This window comes from Streptomyces sp. NPDC111656 (assembly GCF_055656965.1).
Window position 1 is genome coordinate 62,074 of record NZ_JBVKCA010000014.1, and the last position, 24,468, is coordinate 86,541.

Sequence of the window (24,468 nt, forward strand, 5' to 3'; positions counted from 1 at the left end):
GCACCCATGGTCCGTGAACACGACCGCGCCACCGTGCGTGAGTTGAGCCATTTCATCGGCGGCAAGCACACTCCGGGAACATCGGGGTCCTACGGCGACGTCTACGACCCCAACACGGGCGCGGTGCAGGCCCGCGTCCCGCTCGCCGACCGCGCCGAGACCGAGGCGGCGATCACCGACGCCGCGACGGCGCAGCGCGAATGGGGCGAGTGGAATCCGCAACGCCGTGCCCGCGTCCTCCTCCGCTTCCTCCAACTCGCCGAGGGCGAGCGGGACGCGCTGGCCCGGCTGCTCTCCTCCGAGCACGGCAAGACGGTCGCCGACGCACACGGCGACATCCAACGCGGCCTGGAGGTGGTGGAGTTCGCCGCCGGGATCCCGCATCTGCTGAAGGGGGAGTTCACCGACAACGCCGGCACCGGCATCGACGTACACTCCTTGCGCGCCCCGATCGGTGTGGTCGCCGGCATCACCCCGTTCAACTTCCCCGCGATGATCCCCCTGTGGAAGGCGGCTCCCGCGCTGGCCTGCGGCAACGCCTTCATCCTCAAGCCCTCCGAGCGCGACCCGTCCGTACCTCAGCGGCTCGCCGAACTCTTCCTGGAGGCGGGCCTGCCGCCGGGCGTCCTGAACGTCGTCCACGGCGGCAAGGAGAGCGTCGACACCCTCCTCGAAGACCCCCGCGTCGGCGCGCTCGGCTTCGTCGGCTCCACCCCGATCGCCGCGTACGTCTACGCCACCGCCGCGACCCACGGCAAGCGCGCCCAGTGCTTCGGCGGCGCCAAGAACCACATGATCGTGATGCCGGACGCCGACCTCGACCAGGCCGTGGACGCCCTGATCGGCGCCGGGTACGGCTCGGCGGGGGAGCGCTGTATGGCGATCTCCGTCGCCGTCCCGGTCGGCGAGGACACCGCCGACGCCCTGGTCGCCCGTCTGAAGGAGCGCATCGGCTCGCTGCGGATCGGCCGCAGTGACGACCCCGAGGCGGACTTCGGCCCGCTGGTCGGACGGGACGCCGTCGACCGGGTCCGCCGTTACGTCGACCTCGGTGTCGAGGAGGGCGCGGAACTCGTCGTCGACGGACGGGACTTCGTCCTGCCCGGGCACGAGAACGGCTTCTTCGCCGGTGCCTCCCTGTTCGACCGGGTCACCCCCACGATGCGCATCCATCAGGAGGAGATCTTCGGGCCGGTCCTGTCCGTGATCCGCGCCGCGGACTACGAGGAGGCCCTGCGGCTGCCCAGCGAGCACGCCTACGGAAACGGTGTCGCGATCTTCACCCGAGACGGCGACACCGCCCGCGACTTCACGCGCCGGGTGAACACCGGCATGGTCGGCGTGAACGTGCCGATCCCCGTCCCGGTCGCCTACCACACCTTCGGCGGTTGGAAGCGTTCCGGCTTCGGCGACCTCAACCAGCACGGTCCGGACGCGATCCGCTTCTACACCCGTACGAAGACCGTCACCTCGCGCTGGCCCTCGGGCCTTCGGGAAGGCGCGAGCTTCACCATCCCGACGATGGGCTGAGCGCGATGACCACCACCCTGCTCACCGAGGACCAACAGGCCCTCGTCGAGACGACCCTGGACTTCGCCCAGGACCACCTCGCCCCGTCCGCCCTGGACTGGGACCGGGACAAACACTTCCCGCTCGACGTCCTGCGCAAGGCCGCCGGACTGGGCCTCGGCGGTGTGTACGTCCGCGAGGAGGCGGGCGGCTCGGGCCTCACCCGTGCCGACGGCGTCCTTGTCTTCGAGACCCTGGCCTCGGGCTGTCCGTCCATCGCGGGCTATCTCTCGATTCACAACATGGTCGCCTGGATGATCGACCAGTACGGGCAGCCGGCTCAGCGGGAGCGATGGCTGCCCCGGCTCTGCGCCATGGAGGACCTGGCGAGCTACTGCCTGACCGAACCGGGCGCCGGATCGGACGCCGCCGCTCTGCGCACCCGTGCCGTCCGCGCCGGCGGCCACTACGTCCTGACCGGGGTCAAGCAGTTCATTTCCGGCGCGGGAGCCTCTCAGGTGTACGTCGTCCTGGCCCGTACCGGCGCCGACGGCCCGCACGGCATCTCCGCGTTCCTCGTCGACAAGGACGACCCCGGCCTCTCCTTCGGCCCCAACGAGCGGAAGATGGGCTGGAACGCCCAGCCCACCCGCCAGGTGATCCTGGACGGCGTCCGACTGCCCGCCGACCGGCTGCTCGGCCACGAGGGCGAGGGCTTCCGCATCGCCATGAACGGCCTCAACGGCGGACGCCTCGGCATCGCCGCCTGCTCCCTCGGCGGCGCCCGCAACGCCCTCGACCGCAGCCTGGCCCACCTCGCCGACCGGCAGGCGTTCGGCGGGCGGCTGCTCGACGCCCAGGCGCTCCAGTTCCGGCTGGCGGACATGGCGACCGAACTGGCCGCCGCCCGCGCGCTGGTCCACCAGGCCGCCCAGGCACTGGACCGCGGCGATCCACAGGCGCCGCACCTGTGCGCGATGGCCAAGCGGTTCGCCACCGACACCGGATACTCCGTCGCCGACCGGGCCCTGCAACTGCACGGCGGCTACGGCTACCTGAGCGAGTACGGCATCGAGAAGATCGTCCGCGACCTGCGGGTCCACCAGATCCTGGAAGGAACCAACGAGATCATGCGCGTCATCGTGGCCCGTGGCCTGACGGAGGCATTCGGATGACCGACACGGACGGCACCGTGCCGGCGACCGGTACCGACGACTCCCTACTGCTGCGCACCGAGGGGCGCGCCGCGTACCTCACCCTCAACAGGCCCAAGGCGCTCAACGCCCTCACCCACACGATGGTCCGCCGCATCGACCGCGCGCTGACGGCCTGGGAGCACGACCCGGCCGTGGAGACCGTCGTCCTCACCGGCGCGGGGGAGCGGGGCCTGTGCGCGGGCGGCGACATCCGCGCCATCCACGAGGACGCCCGGAACGGGGACGGGACGGCGTCGGCGGCCTTCTGGCGGGACGAGTACCGGCTCAACGCCCGCATCGCCCACTACCCGAAGCCGTACGTCGCCGTGATGGACGGCATCGTCATGGGCGGCGGCGTCGGCGTCTCCGCCCACGGCAGTGTCCGGATCGTCACCGAACGCTCGAAGATCGCCATGCCGGAGACCGGTATCGGCTTCGTACCGGACGTCGGCGGCACCTACCTGCTCGCCCTCGCGCCCGGCGAACTCGGCACCCACCTGGCGCTGACCGGATCCCCGACAGGAGCGGGTGACGCCCTGCTGTGCGGCCTCGCCGACCTCTACGTACCGTCGGACTCCCTGCCACGGCTGATCGCCGACCTCGCCCATGCGCCGGTACGAGAGGTCCTGGGCCAGTACGCACGACAGGAACCGGCCGGTGAACTCGCGGCAGCACGGCCCTGGATCGACGCCTGCTACGCCGCCGACACCGTCGAGGAGATCATCGACCGCCTCCTCGAACACGGCGGCAGCGCGGCCAAGGAGGCCGCCGAGACCCTGCTCACCAGATCCCCCACCTCCCTCAAGGTCACCCTCGCCGCACTCCGCAGAGCCCGGCGGCTCGGTCCGCTGGAGAACGTGCTGGACCAGGAGTACCGCGTCTCCTGCGCGGCCCTCACCGCACCCGACATGGTGGAGGGCATCCGCGCCCAGGTCATCGACAAGGACCGCAGCCCGCGCTGGACACCGCCGACGCTCGCCGAGGTCTCCGACGCGGACGTCGAGCGCTTCTTCACGCACCTCGGCGAGCGGGAACTCGGCCTCGCCGCATCCGACACCACGCAGGAGGTGCCCTGGTGAGCAGGACCGTCGCGTTCATCGGGCTGGGACACATGGGCGGCCCCATGGCCGCCAACCTCGTCAAGGCCCGCCACCGGGTACGCGGCTACGACCTGTCACCCGCATCCCTGAAGGCAGCGGCTGACGCGGGTGTCGAGCCCACCGCATCCGCGACGGAGGCGGTGACGGGCGCGGAGGTGGTGATCACCATGCTGCCCGCCGGACGGCACGTGCTGGAGCTGTACCAGGACATCGTCGGGGCAGCCCGGCCCGGCACCCTCTTCGCCGACTGCTCGACCATCGACGTCGCCGACGCCCGTACCGCCCACGACAGAGCGGTTTCGGCGGGGATGCGGGCCATGGACGCGCCTGTCTCCGGCGGAGTCGTCGGCGCCGAGGCGGCCACCCTCACCTTCATGGCCGGCGGCGGCGAGGACGAGTACGCCGAGGCGGAACCCCTGCTCGCCGCCATGGGCAGGAGGGTGGTCCACTGCGGCGGCGCGGGCGCCGGACAGGCCGCGAAGATCTGCAACAACATGATCCTCGGCATCTCGATGATCGCCGTCAGCGAGGCGTTCGTACTCGGCGAGAGCCTGGGCCTGTCCCACCAGGCGCTGTACGACGTGGCCTCCACGGCGTCCGGCCAGTGCTGGGCACTCACCGTCAACTGCCCGGTGCCGGGGCCCGTGCCGACCAGCCCCGCGAACCGTGACTACCGCCCCGGCTTCGCCGCCCCGCTCATGGCCAAGGACCTGGGCCTGGCGGCCGACGCGGCCAGAGCCGGTGGCGTGAGGGCCGAACTCGGCCTGCGCGCGGCCGAGTTGTACGCCGCATACGCCGAGGGAGCAGGCACAGCCGAGGACTTCTCGGGCTTCGTACGGACGATCAGGGACCAGAGCGGAGACCAGGCATGACCACCGACACGACACCGGCCGCGACAGACGCGTACGACACCATCCTCGTCGAACGCAAGGGCCGCACCGCCCTGCTCACCCTCAATCGGCCCAACGCCCTCAACGCCCTCAACCTCCAGGTCATGAACGAGGTCGTCGCGGCCACCGAATCCCTCGACCGGGACCCGGACGTGGGCTGCATCGTGCTCACCGGATCGGCGAAGGCGTTCGCGGCCGGAGCCGACATCAAGGAAATGCGGCCGCAGAGCTACCTGGACATGTACCTCAGCGACTGGTTCACCGCCTGGGACCGGCTCGGACAGTTGCGCACGCCGACCGTGGCGGCGGTCGCCGGGTACGCGCTCGGCGGCGGCTGCGAACTCGCCATGCTCTGCGACATCCTCCTCGCAGCCGACACCGCCGTCTTCGGCCAGCCGGAGATCAAACTCGGCGTCATCCCCGGCATCGGCGGCTCCCAGCGGCTCACGCGCGCGATCGGCAAGGCAAAGGCCATGGAACTGTGCCTGACCGGCCGCACCATGGACGCCACCGAAGCCGAGCGGGCCGGCCTGGTCTCGCGCGTGGTGCCCGCCGACGAACTGCTCGGCGAGGCACTCGCGGTCGCCGAGACCGTGGCGGGCATGTCGCTGCCGGTCGCCATGATGGCGAAGGAGGCGGTCGCCCGCGCCTTCGAGACAACACTCGCCGAGGGCGTCCGCTTCGAACGCCGCCTCTTCCACGCGGTGTTCGCCACCGCCGACCAGAAGGAGGGCATGAGCGCCTTCATCGACAAGCGCCCGCCCCACTTCACCCACCACTGACCCACGCGCCACACCGACCGGGCCGCCGCCCGCAGGACGAACACCGTGCCAGGCGGCCCGGTCTTCGTCGGCGGCCACAACTGGGATGGCTTTGAGCGGGTCGGCGGGGTCGATGCGCTTGCCGGGGAGTCCGCCGGCACCGGCGTCGGGGGCCTGGGCGACGAACGCGTCTTCCTCAAGGTGGTGAGGATGAGGATCTTCACTACGGCGCGGTCTTCGGCGGCGCAGATCGCGCGGGTGATGCCAGGCAGTCCCTCTCGGCTCGGGCATCCGAATGTCCATCGTGATGACATCCGCGCGGCGCCGTGGTGAGTCGGACGGCCTGCGGCGCCGAGGGGCATGCCACGCGGCATCCTATATTTGCGGACTTCAGTAAGAAACTTGCAGTGACTTGCATGGCTCATTCTTTGCTTCGTCGAAATCTAGCGGGGTGGATGGGGGCTCTGTACGGTCGGGGCGCCGGTTTCTCGCACTCCTTGAAGGAGCATCAGATGCTGACGATCCCCAGACCCCGGCGACTGGCGGTGGCCGCTGTCGCCGCGGTCGGCGCGATGTGCGTGTCCGTCTTACCGGCCGCCGCCATACAGGGGGCTCCGCCGTCCAAGGCGCTCCGGGCCGGCCCGACGGCCCACGCTCCCCGGCAGGCGCAGGCGGCAGCAGACGCGGCGGTGGGTGCGACGAAGCCGTTCTCGGTCTACGAGGCCGAGGAGGGAACGCCGGGCGGGGGTGCGGCCGTCCGGTCGCTGACCTCGGCGCCGACGACGCAGTACTCGAGTGCCGCCCTGGAGGCGTCGGGCCATTCCTATGTCCACCTGGGCGGCACCGGCCAGTCGGTGCAGTGGACCAACAACACCGGGCAGCCGATCTCCTTCCTCAACGTCCGTGCGAGCATGCCAGATTCAGCATCCGGCGGTGGTATCACCGGAACGCTGAACCTGTACGTCAACGGAGTGTTCCGGCAGGAGCTGAACCTCAACGTGGACTCCCTCGACGTGGAGAACCCGCCGGCGCCGCTGACGCAGCCGGCGAACTCGATCTCGATCACGAGCTGCGGTGCGGTGGCGGACAACAACCCGACCAACGGCGCGGCCGACAGCCAGTCGGTGGACAGCCGCGCCACCATACAGAACTGCATCGACCAGGCCCAGCAGCAGGGAAAGATCCTGTGGATCCCCCCAGGGCACCTTCTACGTGAAGGGCACCGCGGGACTGAACGCACAGGGGATCACCATCGCGGGCGCGGGCCTGTGGTACAGCACGATCTACCGTGACGTACCGGTCCCCAACACCACGCCGCTGGCTGCCCTGTTCAACCTGACCTCGTGCACCGTACGGAACTTCCACATCGACGCCAACGCCGTCAGCCGGAGCACCATTGGCGGGGACGGCGGCGCGATGGACACCACCGGCACCGGCTGGCTGGCCGACGGCATCTGGACCCAGCACACCATGTCGGGGTTCTGGGCCTCCGGCACCGGCGGGACGGTGCAGAACAGCAGGCTGACGTCGATCTGGGCGGACGGGATCAACGTCAACAACGTGTCGCTGGGCGCGGACACCGGGAACAACCTGACGGTCACCAACAACTTCGTCCGCGGCACCGGGGACGACGCGATCGCCATCAACTCGGTGAACTACAACACCAACAGCGACGGTTCCAAGACGTACTGCAACCCGATGAGCAATGTCACCGTCAGCAACAACACCTCGATCGCACCGTGGGGCGGCAAGGGTGTCGGGATCCACGGGGGCAGCGGCCACCAGGTCAAGGACAACCACATCAGCGACACGGCCCGTTACATCGGTCTGGGAGCCGGGCGCTTCGGTGTCAACGGCAGCGACCTGCTGTCCGCGACCGTGACGGGCAACACCGTGGTCCGCTCCGGCGGCAACGCCTACAGCCAGGGCCAGCCCGCCCTGCACATCGGCAACGGCGGCGACGGACAGAACACCGGGATCGTCGACAAGGTCACGGTCACCGGCAACACCGTCACCGACTCCCTCTACGACGGGATCGGCTTCTCCACCTCGACCAGCACCCTGCTCCAGGACAACACCGTCAGCAGCCCCGGCCGCAACGGCATCGCGATCTCGCCGTCGTTCTACCCCGCGCCCACCGGCTCCGCGACGATCACCGGCAACACGGTCACCGGACTTGACCCCAGCGCCTCGGCCTTCGTCAACAACTCCACCGGGTTCGTCGCGACGCTGAGTGACAACCGCTGGCCGCCGGCCGCGCCCGAGGGCGCCCCTACGGCGGCAACCCCCGCAGCCGTGCCCGGCACGGTGCAGGCGGAGGACTACGACACCGGCGGCCAGGGGGTCGCTTACAACGTCACTTCCGTCAACGGCAACGCCAACTCCTACCGCGCCGACGGCGTGGACCTGGACAACACCGCGGACACCGGCGGCGGTCACAACCTGGGCTGGACCAGTGGCGGACAGTGGTTCCGCTACACCGTGGACGTCGCCACGGCCGGCACCTACACCCTCGGCCTCCGCGTCGCGGCCCCGTCCGCGGTGGCAGGCGCGCTGCACCTGTCGGACGCCTCCGGCACCGACCTCACCGGAGCCGTCGACCTGCCCGCCACCGGCGACTGGCAGACCTGGGCCACCGTGACCACCCATGTGGTCCTGCCCGCCGGCTGGCAGATCCTGACGCTCAACCAGGACACCGGCGGCTGGAACATCAACTACCTCGCCCTCGCCGCGGGGAGCGGCTCACCGCAGGCCACCCTGACCGCGTCTCCCGGATCCCTGACCTTCGCCGACCAGGCGGTGAACACGACCAGCGCCGCGCAGACCGTCACGGTCACCAACTCCGGCACCGCCACCGTCTCGATCACCGGGGTCACCGCAGGCGGTGACTTCGCCCAGACCAGCACCTGCGGCACCTCCCTGGCCGCCGGAGCGAACTGCACGGTCTCCGTCACCTTCAGACCCACCGCCTCCGGCACCCGCACCGGCACCCTCACCCTGACCGGCAACCAGTCCAACAACCCCACCACGGTGGCCCTGTCGGGCACCGGCACCGGCACCACCGGGACCAACCTCGCCGCCGGCAAGCCCACCAGCGAGTCCAGCCACACCGACGTGTACCCGTCGTCGAACGTGACGGACAGCGACCAGGGCTCCTACTGGGAAAGCGCCAACAACACGTTTCCGCAGTGGGTCCAGGTCGACCTGGGCTCGACCCGGAGCGCCTCCCGCGTGGTCCTGCAGCTGCCGGCCACCTGGGGCGCCCGCAGCCAGACCCTCACTCTCAGCGGCAGCACGGACGGCACCAGCTTCACCACTCTGAAGTCCTCGGCCGTCTACACCTTCGACCCGAACACCAAGAGCACCGTCACGCTCACCTTCCCCGCCGCCACCCAGCGCTACTTCCGCGTCACCGTCACCGCCAACAACGGCTGGCCCGCGGGCCAGGTCTCCGAATTCCAGATCTGGGCCTCCTGACCCCACCCTCCCCACGGTGCCGCCGGACACTCCGTCCGGCGGCACAGCCATGTGCGCGGCCTGCGCGGCTCGGTACTGGGCGCAGCCTCAAGACGACACATTAGATCTTGCAGGCTGAATTTTTATTGTTGCAATGTTCTGTCTACTTCTTGCGTGTGCATGTCGACGATATTACGGTCCACCACGCGTCGTCACCGCCCCCTGCCTCCCCCCTCTCCCTTTGAGCCCGTCCTTCCCTCTCTGGCGGCGTCAGCGGCACAGTTCCGGCATTTCGTGATGAAAGGAGTGGCAAGTGTTCCATTCCATCCGAGATCTGAGACGCGCCCTCGTCTGGGCGGTCAGCATCGCGATGCTGGCTGCCGTCGGCGTCGTCGCGCTGGCTGTCCAACCCGCCTGGGCGGCGGCCGCCGCCACTGGCGGCAGCGGCGCGAGCCTGCCGTACGTCGAGGTGCAGGCGGAGAATTCCGCCACCAACGGCGCACCCATCGGCCCGAGTTACACCCAGGGGCAGTTGGCCGACGAGGCGTCGTACCGCAAGGCGACGACGCTGCAGGGCACCGGCAAGTACGTCACGTTCACCACGCCGGTGGCCACCAACTCGATCAACTTCCGGTACAGCATTCCCGACACCTCGGGCGGCTCGGTCTACACCGCCTCGCTGTCTCTGTACATCGACGGCGTCAAGCAGCCCGACTTCACCCTGACCAACGCCTACAGCTGGTACTACGGCAGCTACCCCTTCACCAACACGCCGGGCAGCAACCCGCACCACTTCTTCGACGAGGCCCACCGCCTGTTCTCCACCACCTATCCGGCGGGAACGACCTTCAAGCTGCAGGTCGATTCGGGGGACACCGCCTCCTCGTACACGATCGACTTCGCAGACTTCGAGCAGGCCGGCGTCGCCCTGACCGCACCCTCGGGGTCGGTGTCGGTGACCAGCAAGGGCGCCGACTCCACCGGTGTGAGCGACGCGACCAGCGCGTTCAACGCCGCGATCAGCGCGGCCGGCCCCGGCGGCACCGTGTGGATCCCGCCGGGCACCTACAACATCCCCGGCCACATCAGCGTCAACAACGTCACGATCGCCGGCGCCGGCATGTGGTACTCGACCGTCACCGGCACGGCACCCGGCTTCTACGGCAACTCCGCGCCCTCGGCCAGCACCAACGTGCGTCTCCAGAACTTCGCGATCTTCGGCAATGTGCAGGATCGCGACGACAGCGCCCAGGTCAACGGCATCGGCGGCGCGATGAGCGACTCGACCGTCTCCAACCTGTGGATCGACCACATGAAGGTCGGCGCCTGGATGGACGGGCCGATGGACGGGCTGACCTTCACCGGCATGCGCATCCGTGACACCACCGCGGACGGCATCAACTTCCACGGCGCCGTCACCAACTCGAAGGTGACCAACAGCGACATCCGCAACACCGGCGACGACGGCATCGCCACCTGGGCGGACTCCGGCATCGGTGCCGACGCCAACGACACGATCTCCAACAACACCGTGTCCCTGCAGATCCTCGCCAACGCCATCGCGATCTACGGCGGCCACGACAACACCGTCAGCGGCAACCGGGTGGTGGACACCGGCCTCGCCCAGGGCGGCGGCATCCACGTGGGGCAGCGCTTCACGTCGACACCGGTCGGCCTCACCACGATCTCCGACAACACCATGATCCGGGCCGGCAGCCTCGACCCGAACTGGCAGTTCGGCGTGGGCGCGCTGTGGTTCGACGGCAGCCAGGGCGCGATCACCGGCCCGATCAACGTGACCAACGCGCTGATCCAGCAGAGTCCGTACGAGGCGGTCCAGTGGGTCGAGGGCACCATCAGCGGTGTCAACCTCACCAACGTGACCATCGCCGGCACCGGAACCTTCGCCCTGCAGGAACAGACCGGCGGCGCCGCCAAGTTCACCAATGTCACGGCGACCGGCGTCGGTTACTCGTCCCCGGTGTACAACTGCTCGGGCGGCAACTTCGTCGTCACCGACGGCGGCGGCAACTCCGGCGTCAGCGGCACGCCGTACTGCGGCGGTTGGCCGACTCCGGTGTATCCGCCCTACCCGGCCGAAGGCGTGACGGCCACCCCGGGCGCGCTGAACTTCGGTTCCGTCGCGACCGGTTCGACGAGCGCCGCACAGACCGTGACGGTCTCCAACCCGACCAACACCGCCGCGTCCGTCTCGTCGATCTCCGCCGGCGGCGACTACTCCCAGACCAACACGTGCGGTTCGTCGATCGCGGCGAACGGCTCGTGCACCGTCAGTGTGAAGTTCGCGCCGACGGCGACCGGCAGCCGTAGCGGCGCGCTGACCGTCAACGCGGGCGGGACCACCAACACGGTCAGCCTGTCCGGTACCGGCACCGCGCCGGGCCCGGTTCTGAACACCGACCCGGCGAGCCTGTCCTTCGACGGCACGGTGGTCGGCTCGTCGGCCACCGCGCAGACGGTGAAGGTGACGAACTCGGGCACCGCATCGGCGAACATCTCGGGCGTCGCGGCGACCGGTGACTTCAGCCAGACCAACAACTGCTCCACCCTCGCGGTCGGCGCGTCCTGCACGGTGAGCGTCGGGTTCAAGCCCACCGCGGGCGGATCGCGGACCGGCAACCTCACCGTCACCAGCAACGCCAACAACAGCCCGATCGTCGTCTCCCTGACCGGCAGCGGCATCGACAGCGCCACCAACGTCGCCGCCGGGCGGCCGGCGACGGCGAGTTCGAGCTCCAGTCCGTACGTCGCCTCGAACCTCACCGACCCGGACGCCTCGACGTACTGGGAGAGCGCGAACGGTTCGTTCCCGCAATGGGCACAGGTCGACCTCGGCCAGAACTACGGCGTCGGCAAGGTCGTACTCAAACTCCCGCCGGCGACGGCGTGGTCGGCTCGCACACAGACCCTGTCGGTGCAGGGATCCACGGACGGCTCGAGCTTCTCGACGATCAAGGCATCGGCCGGGTACACCTTCGACCCGAGCGCCAACAACAACACGGCGACCATCACGTTCAGCGCCGCCACGGCGCGATACGTACGGGTGAACATCACCGCCAACACAGGTTGGAACGCAGCCCAGTTGTCGGACTTCGAGGTGTTCCCCAGCGACGGCGGCTCCTCGCCGGCGACCCTGTCGGCCAGCCCGACGTCGTTGACGTATCCCACCCAGGCGCTCAACACCACCAGCAGTGCGCGGACGGTCACGGTGACCAACACCGGTACCGCGGCCGCGACACTCTCCGGCATCACCGTCACGGGCGACTTCTCGCAGACCAACAACTGCGGTACGTCGATCGCGGCGAACGCCTCCTGCACGGTGAACGTCACGTTCAGGCCCACCGCGTCCGGCACCCGCACCGGCGACCTCAGCATCGCCAGCAACGCGTCGAACGGCACGACCACGGTCGCGCTGACCGGCACCGGCGCCGGCACGGTGAGCAGGAACCTGGCAGCCGGCGCGGCCACCACCGAGTCCAGCCACACCGACGTGTACGCGTCGTCGAACGTGACGGACGGCAACCAGGGCTCCTATTGGGAGAGCGCCAACAACGCCTTCCCACAGTGGGTACAGGTGGACCTCGGCTCCGCGCAGAGCGCCAGCAGCGTCGTCCTCCAGCTCCCCGCGGCCTGGGGCGCCCGTAACCAGACGCTGTCCCTGTCGGGCAGCACCGACGGCTCCGCTTTCACCACCATCAAGTCGTCGGCCACGTACACCTTCGACCCCACCACCAACAACACGGTCACCATCACGTTCACCGCGACCACCCAGCGATACGTCCGGGTGAACATCACGGCGAACAACGGCTGGCCGGCCGGTCAGATCTCCGAGTTCCAGGTCTGGAACACCTGAACCGACCCGAGGGTGCCGCCGAGCGCGCCTGCGCTCGGCGGCACCGACCACCGAAAGGGAGTCCCGATGGGTGTGACACGCAGAGTCTTCTTAAGGGCCGCGATCGCGGCCACCGCGGTGGGAACCGTAGGAGCCACCGAGACCGTACTCGCCCAGACCGCGTCGGCGGCCGGCCCGCCGGGTGACGTGGTCGGCAAGGTCACCGTCGGCTACCAGGGCTGGTTCGCCTGCATCGGCGACGGCGCGCCCATCAACGGCTGGTGGCACTGGACCCAGAACTGGGGCCAGCCGCCGTCCCCGAACAACACCGGCATCAGTTGCTGGCCCGATGTGCGTGAGTACACCAACACGTACCAGACGTCGTACGCCGCCCTGGGCAACGGTCAGCCCGCCAAGCTGTTCTCCTCGTACGACCAGCAGACGGTGAACACCCACTTCCTGTGGATGCAGCAGTACAACATCGACAGCGCGGCACTCCAGCGCTTCAACCCCACCGGCGGAGAGGGCCCCACCCGCGACGCCATGGCGATCAAGGTGCGCAGCGCCGCCGAGTCGTACGGGCGGAAGTTCTACATCATGTACGACGTCTCCAACTGGACGAACATGCAGTCCGAGATCAAGACGGACTGGACGAACAAGATGTCCGCGCACACCGCGTCCTCGGCGTACGCGAAGCAGAACGGCAAGCCGGTCGTCTGCATCTGGGGCTTCGGCTTCGACGACCCCAACCACCCCTTCACCGCCGACGCCTGCCTCGACGTCGTCAACTGGTTCAAGGGCCAAGGCTGTTACGTCATCGGCGGCGTCCCGCGCGAATGGCGGACGGGCACCGGGGGCTCACGGCCCGGCTATCTCGGCGTCTACCACGCCTTCAACATGATCTCGCCGTGGATGGTCGGTGCCATCGGCAATGTGACCGAGGCCGACAACGCCTACAACACGTACACCGTCGGCGACCAGGCCGACTGCAACGCCAACGGCATCGACTACCAGCCCTGCGTCCTGCCCGGCGACGTCTCCGGGCGGCAGCGTGCGCACGGCGACTTCATGTGGCGGCAGTTCTACAACGTGGTCCGGGCCGGGGTGCAGGGCATCTACATCTCGATGTTCGACGAGTTCAACGAGGGCAACCAGATCGCCAAGACCGCCGAGACCCAGGCATGGGTGCCCACCGACTCCGGCTTCCTCGCCCTCGACGAGGACGGCACCGCCTGCTCCTCCGACTACTACCTGCGCCTGACCGGCGACGGCGGCCGCATGCTCAAGGGCCAGATTGCGCTGACCGCTGTTCGGCCCACCCAGCCGACCGTCCTCACCGGCGGTGACACCACACCGCCCGCCGCGCCGGGTGCCCTGACCGTCACCGGACACACGAGCAACACCGTCTCGCTGACCTGGAACACATCAACCGACAACGTCGGGGTGACCGGCTACCGCGTCCTGCAGGTGTCCGGCTCGACCAGCACCCAGGTGGGGACCACCAGTGCAACCTCCTTCACTGTCACCGGACTCGGTGCGTCCACCGCGTACACCTTCGACGTCGTCGCCCTCGACGCGGCGGGAAACATGTCGCAGCCCTCCAACCAGGTCACCGTCACCACCGAACCCCCTTCCGGCATCACCAACCTCGCCCTCCACCGCCCCACCTCGGAGAGCAGCCACACCCAGACCTACGCCTCGGGAAACGCGACCGACGGCGACGCCAACACCTACTGGGAGTCCGCCAACAACGCCTTCCCGCAGTGGGTCCAGGTCGATCTGGGCGCCGCGACGGGCGTCAAACGGATCATCCTCAACCTCCCCCCGGTCACCGCCTGGGCCACCCGCACCCAGACCATCTCCGTCCAGGGCGGCACGGACGCCGGCACCTCCACCCAACTCCTCGCCCCGACGGGCTACACCTTCAACCCGGCGACCGGCAACACCGCGACCCTCACGCTCCCCGCCATCGTCACCACCCGCTACGTACGACTCACCTTCACCGCCAACAACGGCTGGCCGGCCGGGCAGGTCTCGGAGTTCCAGGTCTTCGGCGTCTGATGAACAGAGGGCCTCGACCCTACGGTCGCGGTCTGCGCTTGCCGACCAGGCGTCGTCACGGTTCTGACCACTCCGCGCGATCCGGTGCCGGCTACGCGATACGCCATTGGGCCGGAAGGTGAATGAGCATGACCGGTACGTCCCTTGCCCCGACGGGGGAGGTGGTCCTTGGAGGGGACCGGCTCCTTCGGGCGGCCCTGTCCTGCTACCTGTTACCTGCTGGCCCAGGGCTGAGCGGGCGGGCGCGCGTTCAGGCCAAGGCGGGCGATGGACCGGTGCAGATCGCCCGGATGTGCGAACTCGCCAAGAGCTCGGCAGCCAAGGCCCGCACCCAGGCGGTCAACCAGCTCAAGGCCGTCCTCGTCAGTGCCGACCTGAAGTCACCCGCATCACCCTGGGGCTACTCGCCCAGCGAATCGGAGTTCTGCGTTGTTCAGCCCGGCCAGTTCTTCCCGCGGGCAGCTCACCGAGCAGACCCAGGGCTTGGAAGGCCGCCTCGCCCGGCCCGCGGAACGCCACGCCCCGCAGCTGCTCACCGTGGTGGGCATCAGCCCGGACGCGGCCGTCACTTTGCTGATCAGGATGGGGGACAACCCGGAACGCGTGGGCAGTGAGGTGTCCTTCGCCGCGCTGCGCGGGGTCAGCTTTGTCGAGCGCTTCTCAGGCAGCCGCCAGTACCGTCGCCTGGGCGAGAACGTGGCCGCGTCCGTAGATCCACATGCGGGTGAGTAAGCGGATGCGCTGCTCGGGCGGTAGCGGACACCCCGCAGGGCGAAGGGGATCAGCGCCACGACGACCAGCGCGTTACGCGCCCATCCTGGATCGGCTGGACGCCTCTGGACGGTTCTTGCACAAACATCGAGTTCATCGACTTCGCCCTCGTTCAGCTCATCCCGGGGATCTGGCCATGAAGCGGCCCGTCCTGTGCCTGCCCCCTCGCGCACCTTCCGGGTTCCCGAAAGCTGCGACCGTTGTGCGGATGCGAGGGAAATGAAGCGAACCGCGCTGGTCGGGCGCCTGGGATCGGTTCGAAGCGGACGGTCGGCCCGAGCCCGGAACACCGTGTTGCCCGGCGGCCACTCAGGCGCTGCGGGCTTGCCCGGCCGCCGACAGGTTCAACAGGTCCAGCAACTGGCTCCGCTTGCCGACATCGAGCTTGCGGTACACCCGGGTCAGGTGCTGCTCGGCCGTGATGACCAGTTCCTGGGAGATCTCCCGGTTGGTGTACCCGAAGGCGGCGCGAGACGCCGCCCGCAGCTCCGCCTCGCTGAGGCTTCCGGCGAGCGACTCGGTCACCGGAGTGACCGACACCGCAGCCGCGGTTGCCCGAAGTGGGTCGGCTGGTGCGGATCCATGCCGGACAGCTCCAGGCACAGCGTCTCGGCACCGCACTGCTTGGCCAGGTGCCAGGCGTGGTTCATCATCGCCCGGGACCGCTTGTTGTCACCCAGGCTCTGGTAGGTGTAACCGAGGTCGGCCAACGCGCCGGCCTCCTCCACCAGGTCGTCACAGCGCCGCAGCTCCTGAACCGCCTGGCGCAGCAGCGACGGACGGTGTCTGAGCTCCTCGACGGCCGCGGACACCCGCAAGGTGATGCCCCGTGCGGCCTCGCCCTGGTGAGTGCCGGACTCCTGACCCAGGGTGCCCACCCCGACCAGCACCAGGTCTTCTGGCCGGCCGCAGCATCCTGGCCGAAGACCTGGTGGTAGTCGGTCGCGTTTCGTCTGTGTGGACGGGCCACGTCGACCTGTCCGGCCAGCCAGGCCTTCGCCGCGACTGAGAGGGCCTCCAGGGCCGCCCGCACGCTCTCCCCAGCGAGTTCCAGACGGTTCAAGTCCCGCACCGCGCTGATCACATGGGTGGAATTGGTGCGCTGCTTGCCTCCGACGACCACCAGGCCCCCGCGCTTGCAGTGTTCCGGGAGCCGGTCGAAGACCACCCGTTCCATGCCGTGCCCGGCCAGTCGGGAGCGGAACCGGCTCAGCACGCTGGCATCGAAGCCCGTGTCCGTCAGCTCGGCCCCGAGCGCGTACTTCCAGTCGATCGCCCGCACGGCCATCGCCGCGGTCTGCCGGTCGGTCAGGTCCTCGGCGAACTGCAACACTGTTCCAGCGACAACACCCCCAGTGACAGTCCCGGGGCACCGCGCGCTGCGCCCGAACCTTCGGCGGCCCCTTCGGCCGCATCGACAGCCGCATCACCCCCACGGCCGTGCGTCCATGCGGCCACACGGACGATCAACCCGCGCCCACCGCCACCCCGCACGGAATTGCGCAGCAGAGTCTTCTCCACTCGTAAAGCGGGAGTTAAGTAGGTACCCGTGATTCGACATCACGGATAGGTAACACCCCCGCCTCGGGCCTAAGTTCGAAGCACGGCCAAGCGTGCTGTGTTCCCGAGGTCGTACGGTGCCAGAACAAGTTTCCGCACCGTACGGCCGCGGCACGCAGGGCGCGGCTCGCGTGTTCATCGTCTTTGGCGACGAGGGGCATGAACACGCCCACTCGGTGGGGTCACGGTCATCCCTGTCCGCCGGCAACGGCGGAGGCCCAACCGAACCGAGGCGGCAGGGGTCGTCCCAGGCCCGACAGCACCGTCACTCAACCCGGCTTCGGCATGCCCGGAGCCGATCCGTTCGAAAGGCAGAGAGTGAATCCACATCGCAAATCCCGGCGGGGTCGAATACTCGTCGCCACGGCGCTCGGCACCACGCTCCTTGTCGGCGCCGTGACCACCGCCATGGCCGGCCAGGACTCCTCCGGGTCCGGCAATTCCGCCTCCCCCGTGTCGCCGAAGTCAGCGTCGACGGCCTTAGAGCCGGTGTCCGACCTGGTCATCGGTTACAAGTCGAAGGCGCAGGAGGCGCATTCGGAGACGGCGGTACGCGCGGGAATCAGCGCAGCGGCCGCGAAGACCGGCCTGAAGCTGTCGTACGAGCGCCGTCTGAGCGTCGGTGCGGCTCTGGTGAGCCTGGGCGGAGCACAGCCCGCCCAGGACGTCACCAAGCTCGTGGACTATTTCCGGGCCGATCCGGACGTGGCCTACGCCGTTCCCAACGGTCGCATGCAGGCACAGTCCGTCACGTCGCCCAATGACCCGCGCTTTGCCGAACAGTGGAATCTGACCGAGGCCAAGGCGGGCATGAACGTGCAGGACGCCTGGGGTACCACCACGGGCAAGGGTGTGACGGTCGCGGTGCTGGACGACGGCATCGCCAAGCATTCCGACCTGGATGCCAACATCACCCAAGGGGCCGACCTCGTCTCTGACACGTTCACGGCGAACGACGGCGACGGCCGCGACGACGACCCTTCCGACCCGGGTAACGGGGTCAAGGAGGGTGAGTGCGGCAAGGACCTCAACGGGAAGCCGTTGTCGGCCGAGGCCTCCAGCTGGCACGGTACCCACATGGCGGGCATCATCGCCGCCCCGTCCGACAACGGCAACGGGATCGCGGGCGTCGCTCCCGGTGCCAAGCTGGAGCCGGTACGGGTGACGGGGCGTTGCGGCGGGAACGACGCCGACATCAGCGACGGAGTCATGTGGGCCGCGGGCGAACACGTCGACGGCGTCTCCGACAACCAGACTCCCGCCAACGTCATCAACATGAGTCTGGGTCATGAAGGCGAGTGCCCCTCATTCATGCAGTCCGCCATCGACAAGGCCGTCCAGCGCGGTAGCACGGTCGTCGTTGCCGCCGGTAACCGCGGTGGCAACGACAAGCCGGTGGACGCCAGCCAGTTCACCCCGGCCAACTGCAAGAACATCATCACCGTGGCCGCCACCGATCGCGAGGGCAACAGGGCCGAGTACTCCAACTTCGGCAGCGTGGACATCGCGGCTCCAGGCGGTGACATGAGGAAGAACGTCGGGGACGGCATCCTCTCCACGTTCAACTCCGGCACCGGCGCCCCCGACGCCGAGAACTTCACGTTCGAAGTGGGCACCAGCCAGGCCACCGCGCACGTCTCCGGGCTCGTCGCCCTGATGCTCTCGGCGAACCCCGAGCTGACGCCCGCAGAGATCAAGACGGCCATCAAGGCCAACGCGCGACCGATTTCCCCCGACAAGTGCGACGGCGGTTGCGGCGCCGGGCTTGCCGACGCCGCCAAGACGGTCGCGGCCGCCGCGAAGGGCGTCCCGGGGTCCGGCTCGCCCTCGGACTCCGCCTCGGGCGCTCCGTCGGACTCCGCGTCGGACGCGCCCGCGTCGCCTGACGCCCCGCCCGCTGCGTCCGCGCCGTCGGACGGGTCCGGATCCGAAGGAGCGGGGGCCGGCACGGACCTCAGCGCCTGCCTCCACAACTCCTGCCAGGTCGAGGTGACCGGCGGGGACACGATCCAGCTCGACGGCGCCGACGGAGTGGACGAGCTCGAGATCAACAGCGTCTCCGCCAACACGGTGGACTTGACGGGTACGTCCGGCAGCGGCTCTCAGAACGCCGAGCAGACCGCCCCAGGCACCTCACAGCTCAACAACCTCGTGGTCGACATCATCAAGGTCGACGGCGACCGGGCGACGATCCGCCTTTCCTGATTCGGCTCGCTGCGGGACACACCATCTGTGGAGTACGGAAATCCGCCCCTGTTCTTGGCGATCGAGGGAAGCTTCCTGAAGCTCGATCCCGTCAGGACGTACACCACGGGTCGTGATCCGCAGTCGGACGTGGTGTTCCAGGAGACCGCCATCTCCTGGAACCATGCCCAAATCTACTGGGGCGGTACGAGTTGGGTCCTGGAGGACCTGAACAGCACCAACGGCACCTACGGCCTCGGCCAGCGCATCTCGCTGGCCGAGGCCGGCCATGGTTCCGTATTCCGCCTCGGCCGAGTCTCGGCGTGGTGGGACAGCCCTGTCGGCCACCGACGGCCCCGCGCCACGTGTAACCGACGGCACCGCCCCACATGTAACAGCAATGTGTCAAAGGGCGGTCAGTGATGCGTCAGGGCCTAGCTCTTTTGCCGTCCGAGGTTTCTACAGTTGCCACCGCCAAGTGCTGAGAGGAGCTGCGAGAAGTGCGGCCAAACCCTGTCGTCCCCCGAAGTGAACTGCACGGTCCTGCGGTGGAGCGCGACTGCTCGAAGGGTCCGCCCGGCCTCGTCAGGGCCACCACCCTCAGTCACCCCGATGCCGTCGCGGTCAGCGATGCCGCGGGCGAACTGACCTACCTCGATTTGGAAGTGTGGTCCGATGCCGTGGCGCGGAAGCTGCGCGAGTCGGCACCGGGCAAGCCGGTGGCCGTCGCGATTCCTCGCAGTGTCGGTCTGCTGGTCGCCTTGCTCGGTACGGTGAAAGCCGGCCTGCCCTATCTGCCGATCGATCCCAACGATCCCGCCGAGCGGCTCGGCGGGATACTGAAACAGTGCATCGGTTCAGCCGGGAGAGACCGCGTCAGTCGGCGCCGGCTTATCTGCAGGGACTGCCTGCTCAGCCGGAGCGGAAGAACGGCTGGACGCTCGCGGAGGAAGCCGGGCACGCCCGTCCCGCTCGCCTCCACCGTTTACTGAACCGGCATCAGCCTGGGCGCCCTCCCCGCACGCCCCGCTCTCACTCCTTCAGGGCTGGGCTTCACCCGGACCCTGCGCGCCCGGCCAACCCATCCGGACACATCGACGGTTGTTCGCAAGCATGAATAAGAATCACGTACCCATCTATTGACGCGTCCATAGCAAGCGCTTACGTTCCCCTTCAAGAACTTTGGAAAGCGCTTTCTCTTGCACGGCACCCCTGGTCACGGACGAACCTGGAGGCAGAACGATGCAAGTGAGACCCGTCATCGCGTGTGTAAGCCTGCTGGCCGGCACGCTCGTCGCGCTGTCCGGCACCCCGGCCCAGGCCGCGAGCACCACCCAGTACGTTGCGCCGAGCGGCACCGACAGCGCGGCCGGTACGCAGTCCGCCCCGACGACGCTCACCACGGCGATCAGCCGCATCGCATCCGGCGGCACCATCTACCTGCGCGGCGGAACGTACAACTACTCCTCGACGATCACCATCCCGGCGGGCAACAACGGCACCTCGAGCGCCCGCACCACCCTGTCCGCCTACCCGGGCGAGACCCCGGTGCTGAACTTCTCCGCGCAGAGCGAGAGTTCGTCGAACCGTGGGCTCCAGCTGAACGCCAACTACTGGCGTCTGTACGGCATCACTGTCCAACGCGCCGGCGACAACGGCATCTACGTCGGCGGCAGCAACAACGTCATCGAGCGGACGGTGACGGCGTACAACCGCGACACGGGACTGCAGTTGGGTCGGATCTCCTCCAGCACCCCCAGCAGTCAGTGGCCGTCGAACAACCTGATCGTGAGCTCGGAGTCGCACGACAACGCCGACTCCGACGGCGAGGACGCCGACGGCTTCGCCGCGAAGCTCACCACCGGCACCGGGAACGTCTTCCGTTACGACGTCTCCCACAACAACATCGATGACGGCTGGGACCTGTACACGAAGACCGACACCGGCGCGATCGGCCCGGTGACCATCGAGTACTCCCTGTCCTACAAGAACGGGACTCTGAGCGACGGCACCGTGAACGCCAACGGCGACCGCAACGGCTACAAGCTCGGCGGCGACGACATCGCGGTCAACCACGTGGTCCAGCACGACATCGCCTACGGGAACGGTCACCACGGATTCACGTACAACAGCAACCCGGGCAAGATGACGATCTCGAACAACGCGAGCGTCGACAACGCCCAACGCAACTTCTCCTTCGACGTGGGCACTTCGGTCTTTCGGACCAACACCTCGTGCCGCTTCAGCGTCAGCGGCTCGAACGACAAGACCATCGGAGACGCCGACAGCTCGAACCAGTTCTGGACCGGCACGAACGGCTCCCGCTGCTCCTCCTACAGCGGAACCCTGGGCTGGTCCTTCGCTTCGGACGGGCACCTCGCCGTGACCTTCGGCGGCAAGGTCGTGACGCCGTAGCCACAACCGAGGCGGGGGCCGGGCGCTCGCGTTCCGCAGATACGCGAACGACGTGTCCAGCCCCCGCTTCAGCACTGCAGGGCGCAGATCCGGTCGCCGGTGAGGACGTAGCGGCCGGTCCCGTGGCTGATGCCGTTGGGGAGCGCAGATAGGCACCGAACGCCGGCTGACCGTTGGCTCGTGTCGGGATGAGGTCGAACCTGCGATCTGCGCGGAGAATGCCGACGCAGAAGCGGGCCACGACGTCTCGGCCCTGGTATTCGAAGGGCGTCGGTGGCATCGAAATGAAGACGTTGCCGGTGAGAAGGGCCACCAGTGCGTCCAGGTCGGCGGACTCCCATGCGCGGACGAATTTCGCCACGATCGCATCCTCGGAGGGTGAGTCGGAGGCGGGCGGCGGTTCTCGGTCGTCGGTCGTGGGACGTCGGGGTTGCAGGCTGGCGCGCGCCCGTTTGAGGGCGCTTTTGGCCGACTTGATGCTCGAGTGCAGCATGTCGGCCACCTCGTCGGCGTGGAACCCGAGGACGTCGCACAGGATGAGCACGGCGAGCTGGCGAGGCGGCAGGAGCTGGAGGGGGCATGAAGGCCAGGGAGACGGATTCGGTCTGCTCGTAGCGGGCCCTCCGGGCCGACCGGCGCGCGTTGAGGCATCGGTTGGTGGCGATCCGATACAGCCAGGTACGCAGCGAGGCGCGTCTCTCGAACCCTGCGAAGCCTTGCCAGGCGACCAGCAGCGTGTCTTGCAGGACGTCCTCGGATCCGAGCATCCGGTAGCCGTGCACGTGCGGCTCCCGGCGGAGCTGGACGGCGACATCGTCGTATACGTCGGCACCCAGCCCGTGCACACGCCGATGCGGCGAGACCAGCGACAAGAAGCCCCTGCGCCTCGTCCACGCGGGAACTTTCACTCGGCTCAGGGACGCTCGCCTGGCTCGGGAGGGGCGACCGCACGTCTCGGGCCTCCGACCGAAGTCGGTCATGCCACTTCACCCATTCGGAGTAATAGTGCGCGCGGGCGGTGCCGTGACCGGCAACTGTTGTAGTCCGAATGGGGGAAGATCCCGAAGGGAGGCGCCATGCGTATCCGCCGAAGTCTCGGACTCGCGATCGCCACAGCAACCCTCGCCGGACTCAGCCTCACCGGCGTCGCTACTGCGCAGGTCAGCACACCCCACACCAGCGTCACCCCGGAACAGTGTCGGGAAGGGGGCGGAACGGTGAGCAGTAGACCATACGCCGGCGAGTACTGCTCGGGCGGCACGTACAGCAACAGCCCATAGCGTGACACGGGCGATCCGGCGGGCGCCCGCAGCCGCGTGCTGAGGGGTGCTCGCGTCCACAAGCGCCTCTGTGGGGACCGCCCTCCACGGGGCACGCTGGTGGGACCGGGAGAGCGGCGAGTTCGTTGTCCCGAACTTCGTCGCCGGCCGCTGTCGCCAACAGCCCGTTCTATGAGGCCGACAGCCACGCGCGGTAGCGCCGCAGTGCCCGTCGCTGCAGACGCTGCTCGGCGAGAAGGGCATACGCGGGGCGGGTGTGCGGCTTGGGACGGCTTCCGCGGGCGATGCGGCGCAGCTGGTGACGGACCTGCGCCATGCTCGCGGCGGAAGCAAGGGCCTTGTCGGACCAGGTCACCGGCCGCAGCTGCCGCTCCGCCTCGAGACCGTGGCGCCAGCGGTCGGGCAGGTCCGGGGTGACGGCGAGGGCGGTGCCCATCCCGACGAGTGCCACGCCACTGGCGAGGACCCGTTCGGCGGTGTCGCGCCGGATGATGCCGCCGGTGAGCATCAGTGGGAGAGGGCTGGTCTTGACCAGGTCCTTCGCCAGGTCCAGGAAGTACGCCTCACGGGCCTGGGTGCGCGCATCGGCGGGACGGCCGGACATCGCGGGGCTCTCGTAACTGCCACCGGACAGTTCCACCAGGTCGACGCCGAGCGGTGCGAGCATCGCGATCACCTGCCGAGCGTCGTCGGCGTCGAATCCGCCCCGCTGGAAATCCGCGGAGTTGAGCTTCACCGCGACCGCGAAGGACGGCGAGACGGCGGCGCGCACGGCCCGGACGACGTCCAACAGCATCCGAGCCCGGTTTTCCAGGGACCCGCCCCACTCGTCGGTGCGTCGGTTGACCAGCGGGGACAGGAACTGTGAGAGCAGGTAACCATGCGCGGCGTGGACCTCCACACCGTCAAACCCCGCCTTCTCGGCGCGGTGGGCCGTGACCGCGTACCGCGTCACAGTGGCCTCGATCTGCTCGGGGGTCATGGCGACAGGGCGACCGAAACGGCTGCTGTGTTTTCCCAGGTCGACCCCCACTGCGGACGGGCCCCACACGACGCCCGGCATGTCTGCCTGGATCTGGCGGCCCGGGTGATTGATCTGCATCCACATCGCTCCGCCGCCGGACTTGCCGGCCTTGGCCCACTCGGTGAAAGGCTCCAGTGGCGCGGCATCGTCGAGTACGACGCCGGCGGGACCGGTCAGCGCCTCGGCATGGACCATGACGTTGCCGGTGATCAGCAGTCCGGCGCCGCCGGTGGCCCATCGCCGGTACAGCGACAGCAGCTGTCCATCGGGCAGCTGGCCGTCGCCGGCCATGTTCTCCTCCATGGCCGCCTTCGCGATCCGGTTGCCCAATACCTGCCCAGAGCGCAGGGACAGCGGTGAGAAAAGCTCGCTGGCCATCCGGATTCTCCTTTCCATCGAATACAATGT

16 protein-coding genes and 5 pseudogenes are annotated in these 24,468 nt (G+C 68.7%); 16 read left to right on the forward strand and 5 right to left on the reverse strand.

Features of this window, described 5'->3' with window-relative positions:
* The first annotated feature begins 6 nt into the window (after nt 1-6).
* The 11 genes from ACZ7M3_RS33895 to ACZ7M3_RS33945 all read left to right on the forward strand — a co-directional run bounded on the left by ACZ7M3_RS33895 (nt 7) and on the right by ACZ7M3_RS33945 (nt 15,558).
* Nucleotides 7-1,530, forward strand: a complete 1,524-nt coding sequence (locus ACZ7M3_RS33895; protein WP_472068327.1) for a CoA-acylating methylmalonate-semialdehyde dehydrogenase — start codon at nt 7-9, stop codon at nt 1,528-1,530.
* A 5-nt stretch (nt 1,531-1,535) separates the two neighbouring features.
* Nucleotides 1,536-2,684: an acyl-CoA dehydrogenase family protein gene (locus ACZ7M3_RS33900; RefSeq protein ID WP_472068329.1), complete on the forward strand. Its 1,149-nt coding sequence runs from the start codon at nt 1,536-1,538 to the stop codon at nt 2,682-2,684.
* Nucleotides 2,681-3,784, forward strand: a complete 1,104-nt coding sequence (locus ACZ7M3_RS33905; protein WP_472068331.1) for an enoyl-CoA hydratase/isomerase family protein — start codon at nt 2,681-2,683, stop codon at nt 3,782-3,784. Before ACZ7M3_RS33900 ends, ACZ7M3_RS33905 begins: the two co-directional genes overlap by 4 nt.
* Nucleotides 3,781-4,677 carry a 3-hydroxyisobutyrate dehydrogenase gene (gene mmsB, locus ACZ7M3_RS33910; RefSeq protein WP_472068333.1) on the forward strand — a complete coding sequence of 299 codons (897 nt, stop codon included), beginning with the start codon at nt 3,781-3,783 and terminating at the stop codon, nt 4,675-4,677. Before ACZ7M3_RS33905 ends, mmsB begins: the two co-directional genes overlap by 4 nt.
* A complete protein-coding gene (locus tag ACZ7M3_RS33915) occupies nt 4,674-5,477 on the forward strand; it encodes an enoyl-CoA hydratase (RefSeq protein WP_472068335.1) in 804 nt (267 codons plus the stop codon). The genes mmsB and ACZ7M3_RS33915 overlap by 4 nt, the downstream gene beginning before the upstream one ends.
* A gap of 45 nt (nt 5,478-5,522) precedes the next feature.
* Complete coding sequence (locus ACZ7M3_RS33920; RefSeq protein ID WP_472068337.1) at nt 5,523-5,789, forward strand: hypothetical protein; 267 nt, start codon at nt 5,523-5,525, stop codon at nt 5,787-5,789.
* Between the two features lie 212 nt (nt 5,790-6,001).
* Nucleotides 6,002-6,748 (forward strand): carbohydrate-binding protein, encoded by a 747-nt coding sequence (locus tag ACZ7M3_RS33925; protein WP_472068339.1) that lies wholly within the window; start codon nt 6,002-6,004, stop codon nt 6,746-6,748.
* Nucleotides 6,669-8,933 carry a discoidin domain-containing protein gene (locus ACZ7M3_RS33930; protein ID WP_472068341.1) on the forward strand — a complete coding sequence of 755 codons (2,265 nt, stop codon included), beginning with the start codon at nt 6,669-6,671 and terminating at the stop codon, nt 8,931-8,933. The genes ACZ7M3_RS33925 and ACZ7M3_RS33930 overlap by 80 nt, the downstream gene beginning before the upstream one ends.
* 292 nt (nt 8,934-9,225) lie before the next feature.
* Complete coding sequence (locus ACZ7M3_RS33935; RefSeq protein WP_472068343.1) at nt 9,226-12,786, forward strand: choice-of-anchor D domain-containing protein; 3,561 nt, start codon at nt 9,226-9,228, stop codon at nt 12,784-12,786.
* Between the two features lie 66 nt (nt 12,787-12,852).
* A complete protein-coding gene (locus ACZ7M3_RS33940) occupies nt 12,853-14,826 on the forward strand; it encodes a discoidin domain-containing protein (protein ID WP_472068345.1) in 1,974 nt (657 codons plus the stop codon).
* Between the two features lie 429 nt (nt 14,827-15,255).
* Entirely contained in the window at nt 15,256-15,558 is a 303-nt protein-coding gene (locus ACZ7M3_RS33945) for a transposase (protein ID WP_472068347.1), read from the forward strand.
* A gap of 348 nt (nt 15,559-15,906) precedes the next feature.
* Here ACZ7M3_RS33945 and ACZ7M3_RS33950 read toward each other — a convergent pair whose 3' ends face one another.
* On the reverse strand, nt 15,907-16,122 hold the full coding sequence (locus tag ACZ7M3_RS33950) for a LuxR C-terminal-related transcriptional regulator (RefSeq protein WP_472068694.1): 216 nt from the start codon (nt 16,120-16,122) through the stop codon (nt 15,907-15,909).
* Nucleotides 16,119-16,487: a hypothetical protein gene (locus tag ACZ7M3_RS33955; protein WP_472068714.1), complete on the reverse strand. Its 369-nt coding sequence runs from the start codon at nt 16,485-16,487 to the stop codon at nt 16,119-16,121. The genes ACZ7M3_RS33950 and ACZ7M3_RS33955 overlap by 4 nt, the downstream gene beginning before the upstream one ends.
* Before the next feature lie 988 nt (nt 16,488-17,475).
* On the opposite strand from ACZ7M3_RS33955, the gene ACZ7M3_RS33960 reads away from it, so the two are divergent.
* From ACZ7M3_RS33960 to ACZ7M3_RS33980, 5 genes and pseudogenes are all read left to right on the forward strand, one after another.
* The gene (locus tag ACZ7M3_RS33960; protein ID WP_472068349.1) at nt 17,476-19,362 is read left to right on the forward strand and encodes a S8 family peptidase; all 1,887 of its coding nucleotides are present in this window, start codon (nt 17,476-17,478) and stop codon (nt 19,360-19,362) included.
* 54 nt (nt 19,363-19,416) lie between these two features.
* Complete coding sequence (locus ACZ7M3_RS33965) at nt 19,417-19,764, forward strand: FHA domain-containing protein (protein WP_472068351.1); 348 nt, start codon at nt 19,417-19,419, stop codon at nt 19,762-19,764.
* A 125-nt stretch (nt 19,765-19,889) separates the two neighbouring features.
* A pseudogene (locus tag ACZ7M3_RS33970) lies at nt 19,890-20,132 on the forward strand (AMP-binding protein); the annotation flags it as partial.
* Between the two features lie 56 nt (nt 20,133-20,188).
* Nucleotides 20,189-20,338 (forward strand): annotated as a pseudogene (locus ACZ7M3_RS33975) (IS701 family transposase); the annotation flags it as partial.
* A 335-nt stretch (nt 20,339-20,673) separates the two neighbouring features.
* Nucleotides 20,674-21,756: pseudogene (locus tag ACZ7M3_RS33980) on the forward strand (right-handed parallel beta-helix repeat-containing protein); the annotation flags it as partial.
* Nucleotides 21,757-22,249: 493 nt separating this feature from the next.
* Here ACZ7M3_RS33980 and ACZ7M3_RS33985 read toward each other — a convergent pair.
* From ACZ7M3_RS33985 to ACZ7M3_RS33995, 3 genes and pseudogenes are all read right to left on the reverse strand, one after another.
* A pseudogene (locus ACZ7M3_RS33985) lies at nt 22,250-22,300 on the reverse strand (hypothetical protein); the annotation flags it as partial.
* An 88-nt stretch (nt 22,301-22,388) separates the two neighbouring features.
* Nucleotides 22,389-22,736, reverse strand: a pseudogene (locus ACZ7M3_RS33990) (sigma factor); the annotation flags it as partial.
* Nucleotides 22,737-23,205: 469 nt separating this feature from the next.
* The gene (locus tag ACZ7M3_RS33995; protein ID WP_472068353.1) at nt 23,206-24,438 is read right to left on the reverse strand and encodes an NADH:flavin oxidoreductase/NADH oxidase family protein; all 1,233 of its coding nucleotides are present in this window, start codon (nt 24,436-24,438) and stop codon (nt 23,206-23,208) included.
* Nucleotides 24,439-24,468 lie beyond the last annotated feature (30 nt).

Coding starts and splice junctions, on each gene's coding strand:
- ACZ7M3_RS33895 (WP_472068327.1), top strand. CDS start 7: ATGGTCCGTGAACACGACCGCGCCACCGTGCGTGAGTTGAGCCATTTC.
- ACZ7M3_RS33900 (WP_472068329.1), top strand. CDS start 1,536: ATGACCACCACCCTGCTCACCGAGGACCAACAGGCCCTCGTCGAGACG.
- ACZ7M3_RS33905 (WP_472068331.1), top strand. CDS start 2,681: ATGACCGACACGGACGGCACCGTGCCGGCGACCGGTACCGACGACTCC.
- ACZ7M3_RS33915 (WP_472068335.1), top strand. CDS start 4,674: ATGACCACCGACACGACACCGGCCGCGACAGACGCGTACGACACCATC.
- ACZ7M3_RS33940 (WP_472068345.1), top strand. CDS start 12,853: ATGGGTGTGACACGCAGAGTCTTCTTAAGGGCCGCGATCGCGGCCACC.
- ACZ7M3_RS33995 (WP_472068353.1), bottom strand. CDS start 24,438: ATGGCCAGCGAGCTTTTCTCACCGCTGTCCCTGCGCTCTGGGCAGGTA.